Annotated in this window: 23 protein-coding genes and 1 pseudogene; 3 read left to right on the forward strand and 21 right to left on the reverse strand. The window is 61.2% G+C overall.

The window, feature by feature from the left end; all coding sequences use genetic code 11:
• Nucleotides 1-5: 5 nt before the first annotated feature.
• Genes CS919_RS10690 through CS919_RS00690 form a run of 4 tightly spaced genes read right to left on the reverse strand, consistent with a single transcriptional unit; the run spans nucleotide 6 to nucleotide 3,541 of the window.
• A complete protein-coding gene (locus CS919_RS10690) occupies nucleotides 6-326 on the reverse strand; it encodes a thiol-disulfide oxidoreductase DCC family protein (RefSeq protein WP_159460935.1) in 321 nt (106 codons plus the stop codon).
• Nucleotides 326-1,249: a uroporphyrinogen decarboxylase/cobalamine-independent methonine synthase family protein gene (locus tag CS919_RS00680; RefSeq protein WP_099297254.1), complete on the reverse strand. Its 924-nt coding sequence runs from the start codon at nucleotides 1,247-1,249 to the stop codon at nucleotides 326-328. The genes CS919_RS10690 and CS919_RS00680 overlap by 1 nt, the downstream gene beginning before the upstream one ends.
• The gene (gene mnmA / locus CS919_RS00685; protein ID WP_099297255.1) at nucleotides 1,246-2,373 is read right to left on the reverse strand and encodes a tRNA 2-thiouridine(34) synthase MnmA; all 1,128 of its coding nucleotides are present in this window, start codon (nucleotides 2,371-2,373) and stop codon (nucleotides 1,246-1,248) included. The genes CS919_RS00680 and mnmA overlap by 4 nt, the downstream gene beginning before the upstream one ends.
• A gap of 10 nt (nucleotides 2,374-2,383) precedes the next feature.
• A complete protein-coding gene (locus CS919_RS00690) occupies nucleotides 2,384-3,541 on the reverse strand; it encodes a cysteine desulfurase family protein (protein ID WP_099297257.1) in 1,158 nt (385 codons plus the stop codon).
• 98 nt (nucleotides 3,542-3,639) lie between these two features.
• Here CS919_RS00690 and CS919_RS00695 point away from each other — a divergent pair, with 98 nt between their 5' ends.
• Entirely contained in the window at nucleotides 3,640-4,743 is a 1,104-nt protein-coding gene (locus CS919_RS00695; protein WP_200818312.1) for an ATP-binding protein, read from the forward strand.
• Here CS919_RS00695 and CS919_RS00700 read toward each other — a convergent pair.
• From CS919_RS00700 to CS919_RS11065, 6 genes and pseudogenes are all read right to left on the reverse strand, one after another.
• Nucleotides 4,694-5,389 (reverse strand): DUF8548 family protein, encoded by a 696-nt coding sequence (locus tag CS919_RS00700; protein WP_099297259.1) that lies wholly within the window; start codon nucleotides 5,387-5,389, stop codon nucleotides 4,694-4,696. The two genes, CS919_RS00695 and CS919_RS00700, sit on opposite strands and share 50 nt — an antisense overlap.
• Nucleotides 5,390-5,480: 91 nt before the next feature.
• Entirely contained in the window at nucleotides 5,481-6,434 is a 954-nt protein-coding gene (locus tag CS919_RS00705) for an electron transfer flavoprotein subunit alpha/FixB family protein (protein ID WP_099297261.1), read from the reverse strand.
• A gap of 46 nt (nucleotides 6,435-6,480) precedes the next feature.
• Entirely contained in the window at nucleotides 6,481-7,269 is a 789-nt protein-coding gene (locus tag CS919_RS00710; protein WP_099297262.1) for an electron transfer flavoprotein subunit beta/FixA family protein, read from the reverse strand.
• A 99-nt stretch (nucleotides 7,270-7,368) separates the two neighbouring features.
• Nucleotides 7,369-8,535 carry a class I SAM-dependent methyltransferase gene (locus CS919_RS00715; protein WP_099297263.1) on the reverse strand — a complete coding sequence of 389 codons (1,167 nt, stop codon included), beginning with the start codon at nucleotides 8,533-8,535 and terminating at the stop codon, nucleotides 7,369-7,371.
• A 3-nt stretch (nucleotides 8,536-8,538) separates the two neighbouring features.
• Nucleotides 8,539-9,444 (reverse strand): NUDIX hydrolase, encoded by a 906-nt coding sequence (locus tag CS919_RS00720; protein WP_099297265.1) that lies wholly within the window; start codon nucleotides 9,442-9,444, stop codon nucleotides 8,539-8,541.
• Between the two features lie 293 nt (nucleotides 9,445-9,737).
• Nucleotides 9,738-10,415: pseudogene (locus CS919_RS11065) on the reverse strand (ABC transporter ATP-binding protein); the annotation flags it as partial.
• Between CS919_RS11065 and CS919_RS00730 the strand changes: the two are divergent.
• Both CS919_RS00730 and glgB read left to right on the forward strand, forming a co-directional pair.
• Nucleotides 10,414-12,447 (forward strand): alpha-1,4-glucan--maltose-1-phosphate maltosyltransferase, encoded by a 2,034-nt coding sequence (locus CS919_RS00730; protein ID WP_099297267.1) that lies wholly within the window; start codon nucleotides 10,414-10,416, stop codon nucleotides 12,445-12,447. The pseudogene CS919_RS11065 and the gene CS919_RS00730 sit on opposite strands and share 2 nt — an antisense overlap.
• 24 nt (nucleotides 12,448-12,471) lie before the next feature.
• On the forward strand, nucleotides 12,472-14,637 hold the full coding sequence (gene glgB / locus CS919_RS00735) for a 1,4-alpha-glucan branching protein GlgB (protein WP_099297269.1): 2,166 nt from the start codon (nucleotides 12,472-12,474) through the stop codon (nucleotides 14,635-14,637).
• On the opposite strand, the gene CS919_RS00740 is transcribed toward glgB, so the two are convergent.
• The 11 genes from CS919_RS00740 to CS919_RS00790 form a co-directional block, all read right to left on the reverse strand.
• Nucleotides 14,634-15,086 carry a hypothetical protein gene (locus CS919_RS00740; protein WP_099297275.1) on the reverse strand — a complete coding sequence of 151 codons (453 nt, stop codon included), beginning with the start codon at nucleotides 15,084-15,086 and terminating at the stop codon, nucleotides 14,634-14,636. The two genes, glgB and CS919_RS00740, sit on opposite strands and share 4 nt — an antisense overlap.
• A 35-nt stretch (nucleotides 15,087-15,121) precedes the next feature.
• The gene (locus CS919_RS00745; RefSeq protein ID WP_099297277.1) at nucleotides 15,122-15,979 is read right to left on the reverse strand and encodes a tetratricopeptide repeat protein; all 858 of its coding nucleotides are present in this window, start codon (nucleotides 15,977-15,979) and stop codon (nucleotides 15,122-15,124) included.
• A gap of 21 nt (nucleotides 15,980-16,000) precedes the next feature.
• Nucleotides 16,001-16,714 carry an endonuclease NucS gene (gene nucS, locus CS919_RS00750; protein WP_099297278.1) on the reverse strand — a complete coding sequence of 238 codons (714 nt, stop codon included), beginning with the start codon at nucleotides 16,712-16,714 and terminating at the stop codon, nucleotides 16,001-16,003.
• 19 nt (nucleotides 16,715-16,733) lie between these two features.
• Nucleotides 16,734-17,195 carry a DUF2550 domain-containing protein gene (locus tag CS919_RS00755; RefSeq protein WP_234990691.1) on the reverse strand — a complete coding sequence of 154 codons (462 nt, stop codon included), beginning with the start codon at nucleotides 17,193-17,195 and terminating at the stop codon, nucleotides 16,734-16,736.
• Nucleotides 17,196-17,345: 150 nt separating this feature from the next.
• On the reverse strand, nucleotides 17,346-17,717 hold the full coding sequence (locus CS919_RS00760; protein ID WP_099297280.1) for a F0F1 ATP synthase subunit epsilon: 372 nt from the start codon (nucleotides 17,715-17,717) through the stop codon (nucleotides 17,346-17,348).
• Between the two features lie 12 nt (nucleotides 17,718-17,729).
• Nucleotides 17,730-19,175: a F0F1 ATP synthase subunit beta gene (atpD, locus tag CS919_RS00765; protein WP_099297282.1), complete on the reverse strand. Its 1,446-nt coding sequence runs from the start codon at nucleotides 19,173-19,175 to the stop codon at nucleotides 17,730-17,732.
• A gap of 2 nt (nucleotides 19,176-19,177) precedes the next feature.
• The gene (locus CS919_RS00770) at nucleotides 19,178-20,158 is read right to left on the reverse strand and encodes a F0F1 ATP synthase subunit gamma (protein WP_099297283.1); all 981 of its coding nucleotides are present in this window, start codon (nucleotides 20,156-20,158) and stop codon (nucleotides 19,178-19,180) included.
• A gap of 61 nt (nucleotides 20,159-20,219) precedes the next feature.
• Nucleotides 20,220-21,857 (reverse strand): F0F1 ATP synthase subunit alpha, encoded by a 1,638-nt coding sequence (gene atpA / locus CS919_RS00775; protein ID WP_099297597.1) that lies wholly within the window; start codon nucleotides 21,855-21,857, stop codon nucleotides 20,220-20,222.
• A 56-nt stretch (nucleotides 21,858-21,913) separates the two neighbouring features.
• Entirely contained in the window at nucleotides 21,914-22,732 is an 819-nt protein-coding gene (locus tag CS919_RS00780) for a F0F1 ATP synthase subunit delta (protein ID WP_099297285.1), read from the reverse strand.
• 5 nt (nucleotides 22,733-22,737) lie between these two features.
• Nucleotides 22,738-23,301, reverse strand: coding sequence for a F0F1 ATP synthase subunit B (locus CS919_RS00785; protein ID WP_099297287.1), 564 nt, complete (start codon nucleotides 23,299-23,301; stop codon nucleotides 22,738-22,740).
• 100 nt (nucleotides 23,302-23,401) lie between these two features.
• Nucleotides 23,402-23,650, reverse strand: a complete 249-nt coding sequence (locus CS919_RS00790) for an ATP synthase F0 subunit C (RefSeq protein WP_099297289.1) — start codon at nucleotides 23,648-23,650, stop codon at nucleotides 23,402-23,404.
• Nucleotides 23,651-23,720: the final 70 nt, after the last annotated feature.

The raw sequence follows: 23,720 nt of genomic DNA on the forward strand, positions 1-23,720 counted from the left end.
CCAGCCTAGCGAATGGCGCAGGATTCCTCGCCCACCAGAGGCCCCAGCTTGTGTCGGTTGATGGCCACCAATCGGTACGCACCGGCGAACAGCGGGGATAGCGGGCGGAACAGCAACACGGTACCGGCCGCACGAGACCATCTAGCCCGCCCGTGCTGCTTGAGCACAGCACCAATGGCCTTGTGGCCAAGCTCCTTGGAATCCCCGTTCTCGTAGACAGCAAAGTCGTCGAGGCGCGCAGGTTTGACCTCCACATCGGCTAAGCCAGTGAGCTTGCGCGCGGACCACTGACAGAATCCGCAATCACCGTCATAGTAGAAAGCCATCAGTTCCTCCAGAGCTTCGCCGCTGCATGTCGTGCTATAGCAGCCAAGGTACTCGCTTCTGCAGGCGTGCGGACAGCCTCCGGAACCACGAAGTTCACCAGCTCCGGCAGCTGCTCGGCGGGCAAAGTCCACTGCTTCCACAAGCTCATCATGGACTTCGCCAGCTCGTCAGAGCTCATCCCGGATGGCACCCTCACGCCGAGCCGCTTGCCCTCCCCCAGCCGAGCGCCCACGGCATCCTTGATGGCACTGTCCTGCAAGGAATGGAGGCTGACGTCGGAATGAGAAAGCAACACGTCCACCTCAACCTGCTCATCGAACCGACGCCACACCGCCTCCACAATTTCCCGATCCACCGGATCCAGCTGGTGAAACTGCGTAGCCCCTGGCAGGCCCTCCAGCACATTGTTGACCTCCGGCTCGTGAACCCGAACCGCCACTTCCGCGCTAACGGCCCTGCTCAGGCGCTCGCAGTACTCGTGCACAGCGTCGCCCAAAGTCAGCGCCATATCCTTAAACGCCGGCCGGTCCGCAATCACGGAATGCCCGCGGTACTCCACCTGCGCGCCCAAACTCCACGGCCCCAACACGTGCACCAGCACGCGCTCCACGCGCCCGGGCAGGATTTCCTCCGCCAGGTCCCACTGCTCCCGCAGGTACCCGGCCGTCCGCCGCGATTCCAAGCTCGGGTGCGCAGATAACTCCCACCCACGCGGGGTGGTGTGCAGCGGAATCTGCGCCATCGCTGCGGTGGTTGCGGCCAATTGTTTTCCGACGCCACCACTGACCCGCGGCAACGATAGAGCCGGAGCCACACCGATGTCTTCATCCACGTCCACTGTGCGTGTCAGCGCGCTGGCATAGGCAGCCCGCAGGTCAGTGTGGGTGGTGACGGTATCCTCCCACCAGCCGTAGCGGATCATGCCGTGGCGCGGATGGTTCCGGAGCCCAGCAGGATGTCTCCCTCGGGATCGCGTTGGTAAACCACAGCTGCCTGTCCGCGGGCCACGCCCTCCAACGGTTCCAGCAGCTCCAGCTCCATGCGCCATGGGGCTTCGTCTTCGCTCTTCTCGCGGCCGGCTGCCGTGACTGGTTCCGGGTCAGCCACCAGCCGAGCTATCGCGGGCACCACACCACCGTGGGCGCGCACCTGCACGTCACACTCGAACTCGCGGCCGTGCTTGGCCGGGTGCAGACGCTTGAGGCGATCCGCCACAATCTCACGGACCTGCAGGTCTTCGCGCCGTCCAACCGTCACCGTGCCGGTGGCCGCGTTAATGTCCGTAACGAAGCGCGGCTGCCCATCCAGCCCTTCGCGCGGCAGGCCCAAGCCCTTGCGCTGCCCGATGGTGAATCCGTACACGCCCTCGTGCTCCGCCACGGTTTCCCCGGATGCGTCCTTCATAAGCCCTGGTCGCAGGCCGATCTTGTTACCGAGGAACGCTTGCGTGCGTCCGTCCGGAATGAAGCAGATGTCGTGAGAATCCGGCTTGGAGGCCACCCCGAACCCAGCGTCCTTGGCCTCTTCTCGGATTTCTGGCTTGATCGTGTCGCCCACGGGGAACATGCAGTGCTCCAGCTGCTCGTCAGTGAGCACGCCGAGAACGTAGGACTGATCCTTGTTGGCGTCGATCCCACGACGCATCACCCCGCCATCCAGACGCGCATAATGCCCGGTGACCACCGCATCGAAACCCAGCGCGATGGAGCGATCCAGCAACGCTTCAAACTTGATCTTCTCGTTGCAGCGCAGGCAGGGATTCGGGGTCTCGCCGATGGCGTAGGAATCCACGAAATCATCAATCACGTCGGCCTTGAAACGGTCGGAGAAGTCCCACACGTAGAAGGGAATGCCCAGCTTATCGGCCACGCGGCGGGCATCTGCAGAATCTTCGAGGCTGCAGCAACCGCGGGAACCGGCACGCACCGCCTCAGGGCTTTGGGACAGCGCCAAGTGCACGCCGATCACCTCGTGGCCCTCTTCCAAGGCTCGGGCCGCTGCTACGGCGGAATCAACCCCGCCACTCATCGCTGCTACAACTCGCATACGAGGCACCCTACGCCCCCGATGCCATACCGGCCAACCTGGCTTGCTCCACGATGCGCGGCAGCTTTTCCGCCAGCTCAGCAGCCTCTTGTTGGGTCACGTGTGGACCGAAAGTCAGGCGCAGCGCCCCGCGCGCCACATCCACGTCAACGCCCATTGCTGTGAGCACATGCGACGCCCGATTCACCCCCGCGCTGCACGCCGACCCGGTGGACGCATCCACGCCAGCCGCGTCCAGAAGCATGATCAGGCTATCGCCCTCCGCGCCGGGGAAGCTCATGTGCAGGTGGCCAGGCAGGGCGGGCTCGTTGGTCCAGATCCGTACGTCGGGAATGCTTTCGGCCGTGGTGCGCACGAGGTCGCGTGCTGCGGCCATCTTCTTGTTTTCTTCCTCCATGTTCTTAAATGCCGACGCCAACGCTGCCGCAGCTCCCACCGCTCCCTGCACGTTGACTGTGCCCGAACGCAGCTTGCGCTCCTGACCTCCTCCGCGGACTGGACTGAGAATCTTGGCGTCGCGGCGGGCCAGCAGAATACCGAGGGACTTCGGCCCGCCAAACTTGTGTGCGCTGGCGGCGAGGGTTGCCGCGCCGAGCTCGTGGAAATCGATGAGCAGGTGGCCAACAGCTTGCACGGCATCCGTGTGAAAAGGGATACCGTGGTCTGCGAACTGCTGAACGGGTTGGATATTTCCGGTCTCATTATTGGCCCACATGCACGTCAGCAAGGCAATCTCTTGCGGATCCAGCTCTCCGGGTAGCTGGACGCGGCCGTCGGCATCCACCGGCAATCGCTGCTGTGTGAATCCGAAATCGATGGGCCCGTCGCATATCCAAGAGACGGATTCCATGACAGCGGGATGTTCGATATTCGCGCTTGCAATCACCGACGCACCGCGTTGCGCCTTGGATCCAAACGCTAGGCCCTGCACGGCAATGTTGTTGGCCTCCGTGCCGGATCCAGTGAAGATAACCTCCGCGGCATCGGCGCCGAGCAGCTCGGCGATCTGCTCGCGAGCATCTTCGAGGTGGCTGCGCGCGGCACGTCCCGTTGCGTATTGGCCTGCGGGATTGCCTTGGGCAGCCATGGCGTTCATGGCCTCCAGAGCCTCGGGGCGCAGTGGCTGGGATGCGGCATTATCTACGTACAGACGGTTCACGGTTGCCACCTTAGTCGGGGGATCTACAGAATCGCTCAACCGCTCGAAGATCTATCAGATCTACTCCGCCCACGAAGATCTATCAAATCTCTACTAGAGTGAGGGGCATGCGTAACCCCTTCCGCCCCAGCTTCGGCGCCTCACCCTACTTCCTCGCAGGTCGCGGAGAACTTTTGCGGGACTTCCAGCTGAGCCTCATGGAAGGCCCCGGCTCCCCCAACCGCGCACTTCTGCTCAGCGGCGTTCGTGGCGTGGGCAAAACGGTGCTGCTCAATGAGCTCGAAGATACCGCAGCTGCACAGGGATGGATCACGCTGCGCAGCTACCCGCGCTCCAACATGATCGAAGAACTAGTCAGCACCACCATCCCCCAGACCATCTCCACCCTGGATCCACAAAAGGAGCGGACGATATCCGGCGGCAGCATCGCGGGCGTTGGCGGTATTCGCACGTCAGACAATCCCAAGTTCCTGGAGTCCGCGCCCACTCTGATCACCAGACTTCGCGAACTCGCGGAACACAGCACCGGAATACTCATCACCTTGGACGAGCTCCAAGCCGCCCAACCAGAGCCTCTGCATGAACTAGCCACCGCGGTGCAGGACCTGATCCGAGACGAGTACGAGATAGCTATTGCGTGCGCTGGTCTGCCGCATGGTGTCGAACAATTACTGCAACACGAAGGCACCACCTTCATGCGCCGAGCAACGCGCATTGACCTGCACGCGGTGGCCGATGACGACGTTTCTGAGACGCTGCACACCACCATCACCGACGGCGGCAAGACCATCGAACCTGCAGGTCTCGCACGCGCGACGGCGCTGTGCAAGGGCTACCCATACTTGATCCAGGTGGTTGGGTCGCTGGCGTGGGCGCAGGCATCGTTGGACGAAGCGGACACCATCACCGACCATCATGTTCAGACCATCGAGGCGGACGCCATCAAGCGCATGATGAGCCAAGTTCACCGCCCCGCCCTCACCCAGGTGCCCGACGGGGAGATCGCGTTCCTGCAGGCCATGGCCAATTACGGTGAGGATGACGTGCCGACCGCGGAGATCGCCCGTGCGCTAGGCACTTCGCCGAACGGTATTTCAGCCCGACGACAACGCCTGATCAATCGGGACTTGATCGAAAGCGCCGGGTTTGGCGCGGTTCGGTTTACTCTTCCGTATTTGGATGAATACGTTCGCTCTCATAGCGCCAGATAGCATGCTCGAACTCGATCAGCGAGGCGGTATTGCCGTCCTGCTTGAGCCATTCTTCGTGAGCGGCAATGATCTGCTCACGGGCCCCCTTATCGGTTCCAAGTGAACGCTCCACGAAGCGGTTGATCATGCGATCCGCCTTAACCCCGGGGACTCCCAGCAACATCAGGAAATATTCGAAAGTCACTTTGCCCAGGCCCACAGGTCCGGTATAGGCAGACATCAACTTGTTGCCGTTGTCCTCGCTACTAGTACGAAATGCCTCAAGGTCTTCAGCACTAACAATTCCTAGATCGACAAAGTTCTGCGCAGCTTCCAAAACAGCTATGGATTTAAAGCGCTCGTCATTATGCCCCGGCACAACTTTGCCTTCACCCATCTCTGCTCGGATAGGCTCTTCTCCCAATTCCAACAGACGTACGAGATTGTTTGAAGGATCAGTTTCGTTTTCCATCCACCCGTTGCTAAGTGCAACGACTCGTGGACCAACGCCTTTGCCATTAGCGGTCTCATAACGCGCGCCCATGCTGAAAACAGCATCAATCAACGCAACAGAAATGCGACCTTCCCAACCGCCTCCATACTTTGTGAAGTTGTCTTTGGGAACTAGCTCCAGGCTTTGCAGTAGCTTCTCGGTGTCAGTAGTCATCTTTACCTCGCTCAATCTGAAATTCGTACTTACTAAGAGTACGAAAAACCCGCCCCAAAGGGCGGGTTTCCAGTTTTAAGAAGGCTAGGGCTTACTTACGGCCCTTGAGCTCCTCGGTAGCCTGTGGGGCAACCTTGAACAGGTCGCCAACCACACCGAAGTCGGCGATCTCGAAGATGGAAGCCTCTTCGTCCTTGTTCACAGCGACGATGGTCTTCGAGGTCTGCATACCAGCCTTGTGCTGGATAGCACCGGAGATGCCCAGTGCGATGTACAGGTTTGGAGACACGGTGGAACCGGTCTGTCCAACCTGGAACTTGCCTGGGTAGTAGTCGGCATCCACAGCGGCACGGGAAGCGCCAACTGCAGCACCGAGTACGTCGGCCAGAGGCTCGACGGTGGTCTCGAAGCCTTCGGCACCTGCAACACCACGGCCACCGGAAACCACGATCTTCGCCTCGGTCAGCTCTGGGCGGTCGCCGCCCTCAGCTGGGGAGAAGGAGGTGATGGTGACGGCGGTTGGGCCTGCGCCTGGCAGCTCCACAGCCTGCACGGTTCCTGCAGCAGCCTGTGGCTCTGGGTCCACAGCGCCTGGGCGCAGGGTGAAGATTGGGGATGCGCCACCAGCGGAGGTGGTCACGTTGTAGGAACCACCGAAGATGCTGACCTGCGCGTTGCGGTCTGCGTCCACGGAGGAAGCATCGTAGATCACGCCGGAAGCAACGCGAGCGCCGGTACGACCAGCGATCTCGTTGCCGGTGGCGGTGGCGGTCACCAGTGCAGGAACCTGCAGGTGAGCAGCCAGGGCGGACAGTGCGTCCACGGATGGGGTGACCAGCAGGGAATCTGCATTGTCGGACTCAGCTGCGTAGATGGTCTCTGCGCCAGCCTCAGCCAGAGCGGACTGCAGCTTCTCGGTGGTACCAGGGTTGCCCACTACAACAGCACCGACGGTGCCGAAAGCACGAGCTGCGGTGATCAGCTCGAGGGTGGTGTTCTTCAGCTCACCCTCGACATGGTCTACCAGAACCAAAACGTTGGTCATGAGGTTTACCTCTCCTATTTCGAATGTGTACTTGGGGTGAACTGGCCTAGACCAGCTTTTCCTTGACCAGGAACTCGACGAGCTTCTTGCCGCCATCGCCTTCGTCGGTGATGATCTCACCGGCGGACTTTGGTGGCTTCGGGTTGTTGGCGGACACGGAGGTTGCCGCGTTTGCCAAGCCCACGTTTGCAGCGTCCACGCCGATGTCGGCGAGGGACAGCTCCTGGATCTTCTTCTTCTTTGCAGCCATGATGCCCTTGAACGCTGCGAAGCGAGGGGTGTTGGCCTTCTCCGTCACGGAGACGATGGCTGGCAGTGGAGCTTCCAGTCCGAACTTGCCTTCGTCGGTAACGCGCTCGCCGGTGACCTTGCCACCCTCAACGTTGAGGGTCTGCATGTGGGTCAGGGCAGGGATCTGGCGGTACTCGGAGAGCAGGCCAGGGATGGAACCGGCGCCACCATCGGTGGATGCATTACCGGCGATGATGAGCTCGATGTCATCGATCTGGTTCAGGGCGTTGGACAGGGTCCATGCGGTGCCCAGAACGTCGGAGCCTGCGAAAGCATCGTCGGTGACGAGGATGCCTTCATCAGCGCCGAGAGACAGTGCCTTGCGCACGGCCTCGGTGGCGCGAGATGGGCCGACGGACAAAACGATAACGTTGCGGGAGCTATCTGCTTCCTTCAGCTGGAGGGCTGCTTCCACGGCGTTTTCATTGATTTCATCCAGAACCGCATCTGCATTGTCACGATCCAGGGTGAAGTCATCGTCGGTGAGCTTGCGCTCGGAGTAAGTGTCCGGCACCTGCTTGACGAGAACAACGATGTTCGACATTCGTTGGCCTTTCCTGCTTGGGTTTATTTTTCCCAATCCACTATATAGATGTTTAAGTAACCGCCACCACAATAGTAGCAATATTTTTATAATCGCCAGCTAATCCACAGGTCGGCACACATAGGCCATGGCGTTAGATCCCACCCGGGTGATCACCACGGACCACGCTTGCTTCGGTCCTGCCCCACTTTTGAGCTTGAGTTTCTTGCGCAACTGGTCCGGATCCACGTCCACACCGCGCACCAAAATCTCCACGCTGGTGGCCCCCAACCCGTGCAGAGCAGCCTTCAACTTTTTCAGCTGCACCTGCTCTACCACCTCGAACGCACGTAGCCCCGTCAGCCCCGCGGGCACGGCATCACCCGTCAGGTAGGCGATCCGCGGATCCAGCTGCCACAGGCCGTGCTTGTAGGCCACGTGCCGAACAAGTCCCGCGCGGACTATCGCACCGTCGGCGTCGAAAATAAAGGAACCAGCGGGCCCATCACCCACGTCATCGGGCATCGCGGAGGTCAACGTCAGCTCCTCCGCGCCACGAAGCACCACCGCTCGGCGCACGTTCCCCACCGACAGCCCCGGGGTATACACGCAGGATTCTTTGACGTCGCCGTCCACGCTGACCACGTCGATCTGCCCGGCCCAATCCGCCACGTCCGCGAAGTCGATGCCCGGCGCGCACTTGACCGCCAGCTCTCGCCCGCGATGCGCTTGAACCAGCTCGGGCAGCGGCGGCATCAGCTGATTGATGTTGTGAATCCGCCCCGAACTGCCTCGACGCGCCGGATCCGCCACCACAACGTCCGCATCGATCACCGGACGCAGAGCATCCGCGCACACCACCGGCACACCCGGCACGTTGGCCCGTGCCATCCGCAGCCGCACCATGTCCAGGTCCGCGCCCACGGCATCGATCCCGGCGCGCTGTAGATGCGCCAGCTCGGTGCCCACGGAACACGTCACGTCCGCCACCCGGCACGCGCCCATCTGCTGCAGGTGCTTCACGCGCACCTGAGCCACCGCGCTGGGCGTGGCTTGCTGCGCGCTGGGGCCATCGAGCAGCCACTCTGCTCCCCCGTCGATCTTTTTCGACGCCACACGCCTCGCCTTCACCAGTTCCACCAACCCCCGGGCGTTCTCTCCGTAATGGTTGCGCAGGCTGGTCACGTTCGCCAGCTCGGTCTTCTTGCTCAGCTCCAACTGTTCCGCGTCCGCCACTGCCTCGGGGTGACTGCGCAGAAAGTCCAGCTCGTCTAAGGAATACGGCATGGCCTACTGCAGGTAGGAGCCAGGAAGGCTCTTGAAGGGATGCTCCGGCAGATCCGCTGGGTCCACCGCGAATTTCATGCCCGGCGCGAAGTGCCTGCGCGGGGTTCCGAACATCTTGGTTTCCATGAGGTAGTACTCGGCCATGTAGGGCTCGTCCACGGGCTCCTCCAACACGGGGTCAACGGAGAGGTTCGCGCTGAACTCCATGATCTCCTCCACCGTGCGGAAGGTATCCAGCAGCTTGAGCTGCGCCCAGGTGGGTGGCATGAGGTTGATCTTCCGGCTGCGCCATCCGTCCAGCAGTGTGGCGGGGCGGAACCATCCGGTGGAGGTGGCCTCGCGGGTGTCTCCGGTGGTGATTTGTCCCTGGGGCAGCTGGGCCACAAAGAATGCCGTGTCGTAGCGGATAGGCTGCTCCTTGGGGGTCACCCAGTTGGCCCAGGGGCGCAGCAGGTCCGCGCGCAGCACCAGATCATTGGCATCCATGAAGTCAGAGAAGGACAGCTGGTGGTTCTCCAGCTGCTTGCGCTCCTGCTGGAACACAGCGGTATCCGCCACGACCTTGCCGTCGGGTGTGCCGGCCAGCAACGTTCCGGACTCCTCGAACGTCTCCCGCACCGCAGCACACACCAACGCGCGTGCCATCGCGGGATCCTTCAGCAGGCGCTGGCTCCACCACTGCAGGTTAGGGCCTTGCCACTGCAGGCCGGGGGAATTGTGTCCGTCCTGATCCACGTCGCCGGGCATATCGCGGGCATCCACTCCACCGCCGGGAAACACGGTCATCTCCGCGCAAAAGGACATGGTGGACGCACGCTCTTGCACGTAGACCTCCGGGCCGGAGAGCGTATCGCGCAGCAGGATCACGGTGGAGGCATGGCGGGGCTCCACGGGGCCAAGCATGTTCATCGGGCGCTCCTCCTGCTGCGGTGGGATCCGCCTCGTCGGGTGCGGCGGGCGAACCACCGTCCGTCGTCCTGGGTTACGCTAATTGGCTGGTGGAAGGCCTTGGTTAGGTGCTCGGAGGTCATCACGTCCTCCAGCACCCCCTGCGCCACTACTCCGCCTTCATCCAGCAGCATGCCGTGCGTAAAGCCGGGCGGGATCTCCTCCACGTGGTGCGTAATCATCACGATGGCGGGCGAATCCGGATCCTCGGCCAGCTGGCTCAGCAGGTGGATCAAGTCCTCGCGCCCACCCAAGTCCAAGCCAGCGCCGGGCTCGTCCAGCAGCAACAGCTCTGGATCCGTCATCAGCGCGCGGGCAATGAGGGTGCGCTTGCGCTCGCCCTCACTCAAGGTGCCCCACTTCTGATCAGCCAGGTGGTAGGCACCCACCTGCTCCAGGATCTCAATGACGCGCTCGCGGTCCATGTCCGCGTATTCCTCGCGCCAGCGCCCCAGCACGTCGTAGCCAGCAGAGATCACGATGTCCGAAACCATCTCGTCGTTCGGAATGCGCTGCGCCAGCGCGGAGGAGGACATGCCGATCGACGTCCTAATCTCGCGCAGATCCACGCGCCCCATCTGCTCGCCGATCAGCGTTACGGTGCCGGTGGTGGGGAACATTTGCGCGGCGGCCAGCCTCATCAGCGTGGTCTTGCCGGCCCCATTCGGGCCGATGATGATCCATCGTTCGTCCAGCTCAACCTGCCAATCCACCGGCCCGAGGATGGTCCGTCCTTCGCGCACTACGGAGACCCCGGCCATGTCGATGATGAGATCTTCGGCCACGGCGGGCGCGGTTGCGGGTGCAGAAATCAGAGGGTTGTTGGGATGCGTCACGCACTCCATGTTGCACCACCTGCAGAAAACACGCCACGCCTTTAATCTTGGGGGTAGCTGTCCATCCATTTCTTGTTTGAGGAGCCACCCTTCCATGCTCGGACGTCTTGGCGTTGACAACGTCTCCCCCGTTATTTCCCTCGGCCAGGTTCCCGCCAAAGCAACCGTGGGGCAGGTCTTCCCCGTCTCCGCGCAGGTCTGGCGAGAAGGCCATGACGCCATCTCCGCCACCCTCGTCGTCCGCCGCCCCGCTGGCAGCGAGGGCGGGCGCGCCAAGATCACGATGACCGCCGAGGAAGGCGACAACGTGGACGTGCGGCACGCGCTGTTCGTTCCTGATGTGCCGGGGTTGTGGACCTTTCGTGTCGACGCCTGGTCCGATCCTTTCGCCACCTGGTTCAATGCCATCACTAAGAAGGTCGACGCGGGGCAGGACGCTGCCTTGTTGGCCAACGATCTAGAGACCGGCGCCCGTCTGTTTGAGCGGGCCAAGGAGAAGGTCTCCCGTGGGCACGTCGCCACCATCGACAGTGTCATCGCCGCGCTGCGAGACGAGTCCCTCCCCCTGGAAAGCCGCATCGAGCAAGCTTTGTCCCCGCAGGTTCGCGCGGCGCTGGAGCGCCGCCCAGTGCGCGATATGCTCACCCGCGGTCAGGAATTCCAGGTGCTGGTGGAACCGCTGGAATCGGCATTCGGCTCCTGGTATGAATTCTTTCCGCGCTCGACAGGCGGAACTGATCACGCGGGGAATCCCCTTCACGGCACGTTCCTGACGTCGGAAAAAGACCTCCCACGCATCGCGGCGATGGGGTTCGATACCATCTACCTTCCTCCCATCCACCCGATCGGCAAGATCAACCGCAAGGGTAAGAACAACACCCTCACGCCCACCAAGGAAGATGTGGGCTCGCCGTGGGCCATTGGCTCGGACGAAGGTGGTCACGAGGCGATCCACACGGAGCTGGGAACCGTGGAGGACTTCGCGCACTTCGTGAAAACCGCCGAAGAGCTGGGCCTGAAGGTGGCGCTGGACTTGGCGCTGCAGTGCGCGCCGGATCACCCGTGGGCCAAGGAGCACCCGGAGTGGTTCACGGTTCTGCCTGACGGCAGCATCGCCTACGCGGAGAACCCGCCGAAGAAGTACCAGGACATCTACCCGCTGAACTTCGATAACGACCCAGACGGCCTGTACCTGGCAGTGCGCGACGTGGTGCGTCTGTGGATCCAGCGGGGCGTGCGCGTGTTCCGCGTGGACAACCCTCACACTAAACCCACGGAGTTCTGGCACTGGCTGATCAACGACATCCACCGCACGGACCCAGACGTGGTGTTCCTCGCCGAGGCATTCACCCGGCCGCCACGCTTGTACGGCTTGGCGAAGGCCGGATTCACGCAGTCCTACAGCTACTTCACGTGGAAGACCAGCAAGGAAGAGCTGGAGGAGTTCGCCACGGACGTGGCCGAGGGCGCGGACGTGTTCCGCCCCAACTTGTTCGTCAATACTCCGGACATCCTGCACGAATCCTTGCAGACGGGCGGGCGCGCGGTGTTCGCTATTCGCGCTGCGCTGGCGGCCACCATGTCTCCGCTGTGGGGCGTGTACTCCGGCTACGAGCTGTTCGAGCACGTCCCCGTGCACGAGGGTTCGGAGGAGTACATGGATTCAGAGAAGTACCAGCTCCGCCCGCGCAATTTTGCGCAGGCCGCGGCCGATGGCGATTCCCTAGAGCCGTGGATCACGTCGCTGAACAACTGGCGCAAGACCAACCCGGCTCTGCAACAGCAGCGAAATCTGCACCTGCACGAGACCACCAACGAGAACATGCTGGCCTATTCCCGCATCGATGCCGTCAGCGGCAACGCCGTGCTGGTAGTGGTCAACCTAGATCCGCATAACGTCCAGGAAGGCACGATCACGGTGGATCTGGAGGTCGTGGGATTGGATCAAGGCGCGAACTACGAGGTGCTGGATCTGCCCACCAACCAGATCTTCCAGTGGAGCGAGGAAAACTACGTGCGCCTGGATCCGGACTTCCAGGTGGCACACATCCTGCGCCTGCCGGATGTACCCGAATCCCGCCGCGCTGCCTTGGCCTTCCGCGACGAAGACTACGACCCGCGAGGCTAAACATTCCGGACTAGGCTGGTGGGCATGATCGAAACCCACCAACCCCTGCTGGATGTCTTCGACCGCGCTCGCCTGGTGCAGCGCAGGCACTATGCGCCGCACGATGTCTTGGGCAGGCACTCTGCTGATGGGCACTCCGTTTTCCGCACGGTGCAGTGCGGAGCAGACTCGGTAGAGGTTGTCACTGGTGGACAATCCATCCCCATGCACAACATCGGGGATGACATCTTTGAGCTGGTCACGCCCGCCTCCGAGGGCAAATACTCCTTCCGCGTGACGTGGGGACAGCACTCCGCCGAGGTGCAGGATCCATATAGCCACTGGCCCACCGTAGGCGAGTTGGATCTGCACCTGATTGGCGAAGGTCGCCACGAGCGTCTGTGGGAAGCACTCGGCGCGCGCGTCATGGACGGCGGCATCGCATTTTCCGTGTGGGCACCCAACGCTGCGGGCGTGTCCGTGATTGCGGACTTCAACGGGTGGAACCCCCGCCAGCACCCCATGCGCTCCCTGGGATCCACGGGGATTTGGGAGCTGTTCATCCCTGGGCAACGGGCAGGCGCGCACTATAAGTTCGCAATCACCACCGGCGACGGAGTGCAGTTAGACAAGGCCGATCCCATGGCGCGTTTCGCAGAACCGGCACCTGCGACCGCCTCGATCGTGGTGGAACGAGATTCCTACGCGTGGCAAGACTCCGCGTGGATCGCACACCGGGAATCCCAGGACATCCTGCACCAGCCCATGAGCGTCTACGAAGTGCACCTGGGCAGCTGGCGCAAGGGTCTGACCTACCAAGAATTGGCCACTGAACTGGTGGAATACGTTACGGAGAAAGGCTTTACCCATGTGGAGCTCATGGGAGTCTCCGAGCACCCCTACGAGCCCTCCTGGGGATATCAGGTCACCTCGTATTACGCGCCGAACAATCGCTACGGCTCCCCGGATGATTTCCGTGCCTTTATCGACGCCCTCCACGCCGCGAACATCGGCGTGATCATGGACTGGGTGCCCGGTCACTTCCCCCGCGATGCGTGGGCACTGGCCCGCTTCGATGGACAGGCCTGCTACGAGCACCCGGATCCCCGCCGCGGAGATCAGCCGGACTGGGGCACGCACGTGTTCAACTTTGGACGCAACGAAGTGCGTAATTTCCTGGTGGCCAACGCGCTGTATTGGTGCCGCGAGTTCCACATCGATGGCCTGCGCGTGGACGCAGTAGCCTCTATGCTCTATCTGGATTACTCCCGCAACGAGGGCGAATGGCTGCCAAACATCTACGGAGGCCGCGAAAACCTGGACGCAGTGGCATTCCTGCAGGAGATGAACGCCACCGTGCAGCGCGATGTGCCGGGCGTGCTGACCATCGCCGAAGAATCCACCTCCTGGCCGGGCGTGACCAAGCCCACCAGCGAGGATGGCCTGGGCTTTTCCCTGAAGTGGAACATGGGATGGATGCACGACACCCTCGAGTACATCCAGCGCGACCCCGCTCACCGCAGCCACCACCACGGCGAGATCACCTTCTCCATGGTCTACGCCTACTCCGAGAACTACGTGCTACCCATCAGCCACGATGAAGTGGTGCACGGCAAGGGCTCGCTCTGGCAGCGCATGCCCGCGGACTCTTCCTGGGACAAAGCCGCGATGCTGCGCACCCTGCTGGCATACATGTGGACCCACCCCGGCAAGAAGCTCCTGTTCCAAGGCCAAGAATTTGGCCAGATCCAAGAATGGAACGAGTCCCGCGGCGTGGACTGGGCAGATCAGGACGGTTGGGAAGGCGAATACCACCGGGGCTTGAGCCAACTGACCGCGGAGCTCAACGCGCTGTACACCGACAAGCCCGCGGTGGGCACCGACGACCACTCCCCCGACGGCTTCCGCTGGATCGCCGCCGACGATGCCGCCAACAACGTGCTGAGCTACCTCCGCCGCAGCGCCGACGGCAGCCAATGGATGGCCTGCGTGATCAACTTCTCCGGCTCCACTATCGACAACTACCGCATCGGCCTACCGGCAGCCGGCACCTGGCGGCAAGCCTTAAGCACAGACGCCGCCCGCTTCGAAGGCGCCGACCGCGCTCAGTGCAACCTCATCACGGCCACGCAAGGCTCGCATGGGTTCGCCCAATCCGCCGTGCTCACCGTGCCAGCGCACAGCGCTCAGTTGTTTATTTTCGACGCCTAGATGCGGATACCGAAGCCTGCCAGCCAGGTCTGCAACATCTTGAATAGATCCGGTACCGCCACGGTTCCCACGGCAGGAACGTTGACTACCTGAGCCACGGGAGCTCCAGGGATGACCTGCACGGCGCGAGGAGCTGATGCTGGATTGGTTGCTGGGGCACCACCGCCCTTGAGACCGCAACGGTTAGCGGCCTCATCGATGCGGGCAAGAGCAGCCAAAATGCGCGAACCACGAGGATCCACCAGCGCGAGGGCGCGGGCCTGAGCCACCTTGTTGTTATAGTCCGCAGTATTCGTCCAGTAGCTGCGGGCTTGCTGGCAGCTGATCTGTCCGGCAGGAAGAGCATTGAGCGCACGGTCAACTGCATCAGCGTTGGCAACGGCGGGAGAAGTGGAACACAGGACAGTGGCGAGCGCTGCGGAGGCCGCGAAGCGTTTGATTTTGTTCATAAACCCAAGTTGTCACACCGCGGGCAGCCCCGCAACTAGAACAGTGCGCTGGAAAGCTTTGTGCGGGCGGCGATCACGTCCGGATCCCCGGCATCGAACATCGCGAACAGATCGAACAGCCGCTTCTTGGCTTCCTCGCGTTCGTCGCCCGTGGAATTCTTGATCTCCTCGATCAACAGGTCAAACGCTTCCGCGTTGCGGCCCTCTAGGAGCAACTTGTCCGCATCGTGAGCCTGCGGATCCTGTGCACGCTGCAACAGCAACGCGTTGGCGCGGGCCGCCTTGGCCTCTGCATGGCTTGGATCCTCCGCCAAAATCTCGTCATACGCCGCGATGGCCGCATCCAGATCGCCAGCCTCCAAGTGGGCTTCCCCTTCCACCATGCGCGGATCCGCAGGGGCTTCGCCGCTGCCCGGCAGTCCGGCAAGCTTGCCCTCGGTGGCCTCGAGCACGGCGTCGATCCACTGCTGCACCTGATCCTCCGGCTGACCGCCCTCAAACTGCGCCAACGGGCGACCGGCAGCCAACGCTACCACGGTCGGCACGGCCTTGACCTGAAGCGCTTGGGCAATCTCGCCGTTGGTGTCCACATCCACATAGCGCGCCACCCACTGCACCGGCTCCTGCTGCATCTGCGCCAACCGGCCCAGCGTGGACTTCAGCTGCTCACTGGACTCCGAACGCGCGGTACCCAGCAACAAGACCACGGCCACCTGAGTGGAACGGACCACCAGATCCTGCTCGAAGGTCTCCGGCGTCACCTCGGCAAAGCGAGCCACGTCACCGCTGTCCTCGGTCTGATTCGGCTGCGGACGGTTCTTCAGCTCGCCGAGGTCAATCGCGCCTCCAACAAAGCTAGGGCCAGAGTTCTGAGGATTCTGCGGAGAAGTCATGCCCCCATCCTAACCAGCCGGCTAAAACAGGCGGAACTCGGAATCATCCGTGCCGCGCATCGCTGCATAATCCAAGGTCACGCAGCGGAATCCGCGATCCTCGGCCAGAGTGCGAGCCTGCGGCTTGATCTCCTGGGCGGCAAAAATTCCCGTGACGGGACTGAGCAACTCATCACGGTTCAGCAAATCCACATAGCGGGTCAGCTGCTCCACACCATCGATGCCACCGCGACGTTTGATCTCCACGGCCACCGTCGTGCCATCCGCATCGCGGGAAAGCAGATCAACAGGGCCGATAGGCGTGGGATACTCGCGACTGACCAAGGTATAACCATTTCCCAGCAGCTCAATCTGCTCCGCCAGTAGCTCCTGCAGATGCGCCTCCACACCGTCCTTCACCAAGCCTGGGTCCTCCCCCAGCTCGTGCTCGAAGTCCGAGTGCACCGCGAAAAGCCGGATGCGCAACTGCTCCGCAGCTTTGTTCTCCACGATCCACAAGCGCTCGACACGCTCATCCTCGAACTCGGGATGCGTGCTTGCGTCGGGCGACGAAGGCATCAGCTCCGTTAAAGAACACGGCGAGGTCATCCAATTCAACGGCTTGTACGCACGGTCGTCGGCATGAATCGACACAGAACCATCCGCCTTGACCATGACCAAACGGTCAGCTTCCGGCAAATGGGCCTCCAACCGGCCCATGTAATCCACACTGCAACGAGCAAGTACTAAACGCATTACCTCAGGATACCGCTCGCTAGATCGGGCGCGGACGGTTGTACGCCGAATGACTATCGCGGCGTGCCGAAGGACCCGATTCCAACCACGCCACCAGCGCAGTATCCCCCGCACTATCCAGCGACAGCTCCCACTCACGGTCCCGATGACGTACGCGAATCACGTGCATCGACCGCTCCAGAAACTGCGTCTCGCGCTCAGAGATCTCCCTACGCTGCACAATCTCCGTACCCAAACGAGTCAACGTCACATTCGACTCCGGACGAATGCTGCGCAGCTTATAAAACTTCGCGGACGTGGCACTATAAACCAAAACCCCGTGGCGCCAGTGCCGGCCATCTTTACTATCAGCCGGACGCATCACCACGGGGTAACCCTGAGAACGGAGCGTGAAAAATCGCCACAGACCCAAGGCGCAGACAAGCAAAACCATCACGGTCAGAATCGCCATAACGATCTCCACAGGTACGCCTCCCTTCATCGGGTCCCAAAAGCATCCAGTGAAAGTAAATCTACGCGCCCGCTCGCATATTGCAAACGGCAAGGGGGTACAAGCAAAGCCCGCCGCCGTTCATCCTTTTGCAAGGAATCACAGCGGCGGGCTTAACCACCAGTCAAGTAGCGCGAGCTACTAGTCCTGAAGTCGCTTCACAGCGCGCAACTCGGACTCAGCCTGTGCCTTATCGTGCTCATTTTCAGCACTCTGTACACGAGACTCAGCGTCCGCGGAATCGACCTCATCGGCCCAAATCGCGGAGTCCGCCAAGATGGTGATCTTGTCCGGCGAGACGGAAAGGAAACCTCCCTTTACCGACGCCACCTTCTTCTCACCCTCGCTGGTCCGAATGACCACTACGCCGTTCTCGACCAACTGGCCGAGCAGAGGCTCGTGACCGGGGAGCACGCCGATCTCGCCTTCGGTCGTCTGCGCGGTAACGGACGTTGCGGTACCAGACCACAGCGCACGCTCCACAGCGACCAATTGAGCGGCAATCTCAGCCATGTGCGTCTCCCCTTACTTTTCGTTGAGCTTCTTGTAGGCAGCCTCAACGTCATCCAGACCACCGAGGCCGTTGAAGGCCTGCTCTGGGTAGTGGTCGAAGTCGCCGTTGCAGATGCGCTCGAAAGCGTCAACGGTGTCCTTCAGTGGGACGTAGGAGCCCGGAATGCCGGTGAACTTCTCTGCGACGAAGAAGTTCTGGCCCAGGAAGCGCTCGATACGACGTGCACGCTGCACGGTGACCTTGTCTTCCTCGGACAGCTCGTCCATACCCAGGATGGCGATGATGTCCTGCAGTTCCTTGTTCTTCTGCAGGATGTTGATCACTCGCTGAGCGATCTCATAGTGGCGGTCGCCGACGATACCTGGCTCGAGGATACGAGAGGTAGAGGTCAGTGGGTCCACTGCAGGGTAAATACCCTTGGAAGCAATCGCACGGTTGAGCTCGGTGGTTGCGTCCAAGTGGGCGAAGGTGGTTGCCGGAGCAGGGTCCGTGTAGTCATCGGCAGGCACGTAAACGGCCTGCAGAGACGTAATGGACTTACCCTTGGTAGAGGTAATGCGCTCCTGCAGAACACCCATCTCGTCAGCCAGGGTTGGCTGGTAACCCACTGCGGACGGCATGCGTCCCAGCAGCGTGGAAACCTCAGAGCCAGCCTGGGTGAAACGGAAGATGTTGTCGATGAACAGCAGCACGTCCTGGCTCTGCACATCGCGGAAGTATTCCGCCATGGTCAGGCCGGACAGAGCCACGCGCATACGAACCCCTGGTGGCTCGTCCATCTGGCCGAACACGAGGGCGGTATCTTGCAGCACGCCCATCTCTTCCATTTCCAGGAAGAGGTCGGTGCCCTCACGGGTACGCTCACCAACACCCGCAAACACGGACGTACCGGAGAACTCGCGAGCGATACGGGTGATCATTTCCTGGATCAGCACGGTCTTACCCACACCTGCGCCGCCGAAGAGGCCGATCTTGCCGCCCTTCACGTACGGGGTGAGCAGGTCGATGACCTTAATACCGGTTTCCAGAATCTCGGTCTTGCCCTCGAGCTGGTCGAAGGCTGGCGGCTCGCGGTGGATGCTCCACTGCTCGCCGTCGCGGCCCAAGCCTGGCTCGTCGATGCAGTCGCCCAGTGCGTTGAACACGTGGCCCTTCACGACATCGCCCACTGGGACGGAAATTGGCTTGCCGGTGTCCTTGACCTCCGCACCGCGGACAAGGCCGTCGGTAGGAGCCATGGACACGGCGCGCACGAGGTTGTCACCAAGGTGCTGTGCAACCTCGAGCGTGATGGTCTTAGCCACTGCTTCGAGGGTTACCTCGACCTGCAGGGCGTTAAACAGAGCCGGCTGCTCGCCGCGTGGGAACTCCACGTCGACAACCGGGCCGATCACTCGGACGACGCGGCCCGCAGCAGTCGGCGCAGCGGTGCTCTGCTCCTGAGTTGCTGTAGTCATAATTAGTCACTTTCTCCGCTATCGCCGAGTGCCGAAGCACCACCGACGATCTCTGTGATTTCCTGGGTAATCTGTGCCTGACGAGCCTGGTTGGCCACGCGAGAGAGCTGCTTAACCAGGTCAGTCGCGTTGTCAGTTGCGGCGCTCATTGCGGTGCGTCGAGCAGCAGACTCGGAAGCTGCAGCTTCCAACATGGCAGCAAAGATGCCACGGGAAACGTACTGCGGCAACAAGGCCTCAAGCAGCTTGTCTGGATCTGGCTCGAAATCGTATTCAGCTCCAACGTGATCAACCTTATCGCTGACCAGGTCATCGCCGGATTCGATCTTCTCCTCTTCCACAACAGTCTCAATTGGCAGCAGGCGGGTGGCATGAGCCTTCTGAGTCAGCATGGACTCGAACTCCGTGTACACCATGTGAACCTCGTCGAAGCCCTGGATGCTGTCTCCCTCGGAACCAGCGACGCCTTCGCGCCACTCGGTGGATCCTTCGGAGCCAGCCAAAAAGCCTTCGATGAGATGATGACGAAGATCAGAGATGGCAGCGTAATCAGGGTCCTGAGAGTAACCAGACCACGATCCTCCGAGAGGCTCCTCACGGAAGTTGTAGTAGGTAATTCCCTTGCTGCCGGAGACGTACAAGACGACCTCTTTGCCCTGCTCCTCAAGCAACTTGCGGAGCTCGGCGGTCTTCTTGAACACGTTGTTGTTGTAGCCACCGCACATGCCACGGTCACTCGAAATCACGAGGATTGCAGCTCGCTGTGCGTCCTCCTGCTCCTGCAGCATCTTGTGCTGCAAGGTGCTGACGGAGGCCAGACGCTGGATCACCTGGGTGATCTCATCAGCGTATGGCTGGGATTCAGCAACGCGAGCTTGCGCCTTCGTGATCCTCGAGGTGGCGATCAGCTCTTGGGCCTTGGTGATCTTCTTGGTTGAGTTCACAGACTTAATGCGTGTTCTCAGTTCGCGAAGATTAGCCATCGCTATCGCCTCCCTTCTTGTCCGTTAATGGTCATTGTGGTCACAATCCCTGTCTTTTCGCTTACTTGACCTTGCGAGAGACAGTGATCTGGGACTTCTTGACCTCGTCCTCACCCAGGGCGTCAGCCTCAGGCTCGTTGACGATGGTGTGGCCCTCGGTGGTCTGGAAAGAGCGCTTGAAGTCGGCAATCGCGTTCTTCAGCTCAGACTTAGACTCGTCGCTGAATGCCTTTCCGCCATCAATCTGCTCGTAGACACCAGCGTGGTTGGCGTGCAGATCCTCCCACAGCTCGGCCTCGAAGCGACGGACGTCCTCAACTGGAACGTCGTCGAACTCACCCTCGCCAGCCAGGTAGATGGAGACCATCTGATCCTCGACGGACTGTGGCTTGGTCTCGGTCTGCTTCAGCAGCTCCACCAGGCGCTTACCACGCTCCAGCTGAGCCTTGGAAGCGGAGTCCAAGTCAGAAGCGAAGGCGGCGAAGGCCTCCAGGTCACGGTATGCAGCCAAGTCCAGACGCAGGGAACCTGCGACCTTCTTCATGCCCTTGGTCTGTGCAGCACCACCCACGCGAGACACGGACACACCGACGTTAATTGCCGGACGGACGCCCTGGTTGAACAGGTCGGACTCCAGGAAGACCTGGCCGTCGGTAATAGAAATCACGTTGGTTGGAATGAAGGCAGACACGTCGTTTGCCTTGGTCTCGATGATCGGCAGTGCGGTCAAAGAACCGCCACCGAGCTCATCGGAGAGCTTTGCAGCGCGCTCCAGAAGACGGGAGTGCAGGTAGAACACATCGCCTGGGTATGCTTCGCGGCCCGGTGGGCGACGCAGCAGCAGGGAGATCGCACGGTAGGCCTCAGCCTGCTTGGTCAGATCATCGTAGATCACCAGAACGTGCTTGCCCTCGTACATCCACTGCTGACCCAGTGCTGCACCTGCGAAAGGTGCGAGCCACTTGAAGCCAGCGGAATCGGATGCTGGTGCAGCCACGATGGTGGTGTACTCCAGCGCGCCGTTTTCCTCGAGGGTCTTGCGGATGGAAGCGATGGTCGAGCCCTTCTGACCAATCGCAACGTAGATACAACGTACCTGCTGGGTGGGATCACCAGTCTCCCAGTTGGCACGCTGGTTCAGAATGGTATCGATACAGACCGAGGTCTTACCGGTCTTACGGTCGCCAATGATCAGCTGGCGCTGACCACGGCCGATAGGGGTCATTGCATCGATAGCCTTGATGCCGGTCTGCATTGGCTCTTCCACTGGCTGACGCTGCAGCACAGAGGGAGCCTGCAGCTCCAGCACGCGGTCGGAATCGGCTTCAATAGCGCCGAGACCATCGATGGGCTTGCCCAATGGGTTGATAACGCGGCCGAGGAAGTTGTCCCCAACCGGAATGGATAGAACCTCGCCGGTCCGCTTGACCTCGTCGCCCTCCTTGAGGGACTCGTAGTTACCCAGGACCACGACGCCGACCTTGTCGGTATCGAGGTTCTGCGCGACACCAATGATGCCGCCTGGGAACTCGAGCAGCTCGTTGGCCATCACAGAAGGCATTCCGCTCACCTGGGCGATACCGTCTGCTGCCGTCGTAACCACGCCGACCTCCTCACGGGAGGCCTCCGGGGAGTAGCTCGAGGTGTAGTTCGCAATCGCGCTACGGATCTCGTCGGAGGAGATCGTCAGCTCCGCCATGTTGTTCCTGCTCTCGGTGTTGTCTTCCAGCATTGCTACTAACAGTTCAGCCCGTCTTAGACGAGGGAGCGACGAAGCCTGCGCAGTTTACCTGCGGTGCTTCCGTCGATCACTTCGTCACCGACGCGGATCACGGCGCCACCGAGGAGGCTGGAGTCAACCTCGGAATGCACCGCAATCTTACGGCCGTAAATCTTTTCCAGCTTGTCCGCCAGACTAGACTGCTGCTCATCACCTAGCGGTGCAGCACTGCGAACGCGAGCAACCTCGCGACCACCCAGTGCGGCAACCTCGTCGCAGAGTGCATCCAAATCTTCCATCGGACGCTTCTGCACGCGACCCACGGCCTGCAGTGCCAACGCCTCGGTCACAGAGGTGACCTTGCCGTACAGCACCTTTGCTAGCAGATCTCGGCGCGCATCAGAAGATACGGCCTTGTCAGCCAGCAGCAGTTCAAGTTGTGGTTCGCGCTCCACGATGCGTGCGAGTTGGTAAAGCTCATCCTCGACACGATCGAGCTGACCCTGAGCTTCCGCGGAACGAAGCAGGGCACGACGGCCCAAAGCAATCAATCCATTGCGGAAGTCACGAGTGTCAGACCAGGTCTGGGTCACAGCAGCGGACACGATCTCCTCGGTAGAGGCAGATACCTTGCCTGCCAACAGGCCCTTAATCAGAGCAACGCGCTGCTCCGGCTCAGCTGCAGCATCGACCAATGCGACGCGCAGGCTGCGATCGGAATCGAGAACGTCCACGACGTCAAACAATTCAGTTCCCGTCGTTGCTCCGATTTCAACCGTGTTGTCAGACTCGCGAAGGCCCTGATCCAGGGTCTCGTTGAGTCGTTCCAATGCCTCTCGGCTCGCTGCGTGCATACCAATCACTTCCTAGAGGTGCCGACTCGATCGAGATCGGCCAGGAAGGAATCGATGGTGCCCGAACGCTTCACATCGTCCGAAAGCTGCTCGCCCAGCAGGCGCTCAGCCAAGGAAATGGAGTTTTCGCCCATGTCCTTACGGAGATCAGAAACAACTGCGGCACGCTGTGCCTCCAGCTGCTTGTTTCCGGATTCCACGATCCGGTTGGACTCGTCAGTAGCCTGAGCCTTCATATCAGCGATGATCTTCTGTCCCTGAGAACGAGCATCGTCGCGGATCTGAGCGGCTTCAGTGCGAGCCTCTGCGAGTTGGGCGTTGTACTTTTCCAGTGCAGCCTTGGCCTCAGCCTGTGCGGCCTCGGCGCGCTGGATGCCGCCTTCGATCTGGTCCTCGCGCTGGTGCAGAACTTCCTGGAACTTCGGAAGAATGAACTTCCAGAAGACGATCAGGATGACTGCGAACGGGATGAGGGACCAGACGACGTCGTACAGCGGCGGAATGAGCGGATTAATCTGCTCCTCCATTGGCAAGCCACCTTCGGCTGCCAGCAAAAACGTATTCGTCATAGTCTCCAGCTTTCGCTCTTATGCGTGTGTCGTAGTTGTAATGCGGTCGTGAATTCATTCGCACGGAACGTGGAATTTCCCACCACCGCGCACAACACGATTAGCCGAACAGGAAGCCGGCGACGAGACCGATCAGGGCGAGCGCCTCGGTGAAGGCGATACCCAGGAACATGGTGGTACGCAGCTGGCCGGCCATCTCTGGCTGGCGTGCCATAGCTTCAGCGGTCTTACCTGCGACCAGACCCACACCGATGCCTGGGCCGATAGCTGCCAGGCCGTAGCCGATGGAGCCGAGACCGGTCAGGGTGGTGGTGGAGGACTCCTGTGCCAGAAGAATGAGGTCGTTCATGAGTTTTACATTACCTTTCTGGTGACCGACCAGGATGAATATGTAGTCAAGTTAGGTTCCTGGTCGAGCG

The sequence above is a fragment of the Corynebacterium dentalis genome, assembly GCF_900232865.1.
GTDB lineage: Bacteria > Actinomycetota > Actinomycetes > Mycobacteriales > Mycobacteriaceae > Corynebacterium > Corynebacterium dentalis.

Excerpts from the sequence above, each read along its gene's own strand:
- CS919_RS00705 (WP_099297261.1), bottom strand. The coding sequence starts at position 6,434 with ATGACCAACGTTTTGGTTCTGGTAGACCATGTCGAGGGTGAGCTGAAG.
- CS919_RS00715 (WP_099297263.1), bottom strand. The coding sequence starts at position 8,535 with ATGCCGTATTCCTTAGACGAGCTGGACTTTCTGCGCAGTCACCCCGAG.
- CS919_RS00700 (WP_099297259.1), bottom strand. The coding sequence starts at position 5,389 with ATGACTACTGACACCGAGAAGCTACTGCAAAGCCTGGAGCTAGTTCCC.
- CS919_RS00695 (WP_200818312.1), top strand. The coding sequence starts at position 3,640 with ATGCGTAACCCCTTCCGCCCCAGCTTCGGCGCCTCACCCTACTTCCTC.
- atpA (WP_099297597.1), bottom strand. The coding sequence starts at position 21,857 with ATGGCGGAGCTGACGATCTCCTCCGACGAGATCCGTAGCGCGATTGCG.
- CS919_RS00770 (WP_099297283.1), bottom strand. The coding sequence starts at position 20,158 with ATGGCTAATCTTCGCGAACTGAGAACACGCATTAAGTCTGTGAACTCA.
- atpD (WP_099297282.1), bottom strand. The coding sequence starts at position 19,175 with ATGACTACAGCAACTCAGGAGCAGAGCACCGCTGCGCCGACTGCTGCG.
- CS919_RS00740 (WP_099297275.1), bottom strand. The coding sequence starts at position 15,086 with ATGAACAAAATCAAACGCTTCGCGGCCTCCGCAGCGCTCGCCACTGTC.
- glgB (WP_099297269.1), top strand. The coding sequence starts at position 12,472 with ATGATCGAAACCCACCAACCCCTGCTGGATGTCTTCGACCGCGCTCGC.
- CS919_RS00720 (WP_099297265.1), bottom strand. The coding sequence starts at position 9,444 with ATGAACATGCTTGGCCCCGTGGAGCCCCGCCATGCCTCCACCGTGATC.
- CS919_RS00785 (WP_099297287.1), bottom strand. The coding sequence starts at position 23,301 with ATGACGAATACGTTTTTGCTGGCAGCCGAAGGTGGCTTGCCAATGGAG.
- CS919_RS00710 (WP_099297262.1), bottom strand. The coding sequence starts at position 7,269 with ATGTCGAACATCGTTGTTCTCGTCAAGCAGGTGCCGGACACTTACTCC.
- CS919_RS00745 (WP_099297277.1), bottom strand. The coding sequence starts at position 15,979 with ATGACTTCTCCGCAGAATCCTCAGAACTCTGGCCCTAGCTTTGTTGGA.
- CS919_RS10690 (WP_159460935.1), bottom strand. The coding sequence starts at position 326 with ATGGCTTTCTACTATGACGGTGATTGCGGATTCTGTCAGTGGTCCGCG.
- CS919_RS00760 (WP_099297280.1), bottom strand. The coding sequence starts at position 17,717 with ATGGCTGAGATTGCCGCTCAATTGGTCGCTGTGGAGCGTGCGCTGTGG.
- CS919_RS00730 (WP_099297267.1), top strand. The coding sequence starts at position 10,414 with ATGCTCGGACGTCTTGGCGTTGACAACGTCTCCCCCGTTATTTCCCTC.
- CS919_RS00680 (WP_099297254.1), bottom strand. The coding sequence starts at position 1,249 with ATGATCCGCTACGGCTGGTGGGAGGATACCGTCACCACCCACACTGAC.
- mnmA (WP_099297255.1), bottom strand. The coding sequence starts at position 2,373 with ATGCGAGTTGTAGCAGCGATGAGTGGCGGGGTTGATTCCGCCGTAGCA.
- CS919_RS00780 (WP_099297285.1), bottom strand. The coding sequence starts at position 22,732 with ATGCACGCAGCGAGCCGAGAGGCATTGGAACGACTCAACGAGACCCTG.
- CS919_RS00790 (WP_099297289.1), bottom strand. The coding sequence starts at position 23,650 with ATGAACGACCTCATTCTTCTGGCACAGGAGTCCTCCACCACCACCCTG.
- CS919_RS00755 (WP_234990691.1), bottom strand. The coding sequence starts at position 17,195 with ATGAAGGGAGGCGTACCTGTGGAGATCGTTATGGCGATTCTGACCGTG.
- nucS (WP_099297278.1), bottom strand. The coding sequence starts at position 16,714 with ATGCGTTTAGTACTTGCTCGTTGCAGTGTGGATTACATGGGCCGGTTG.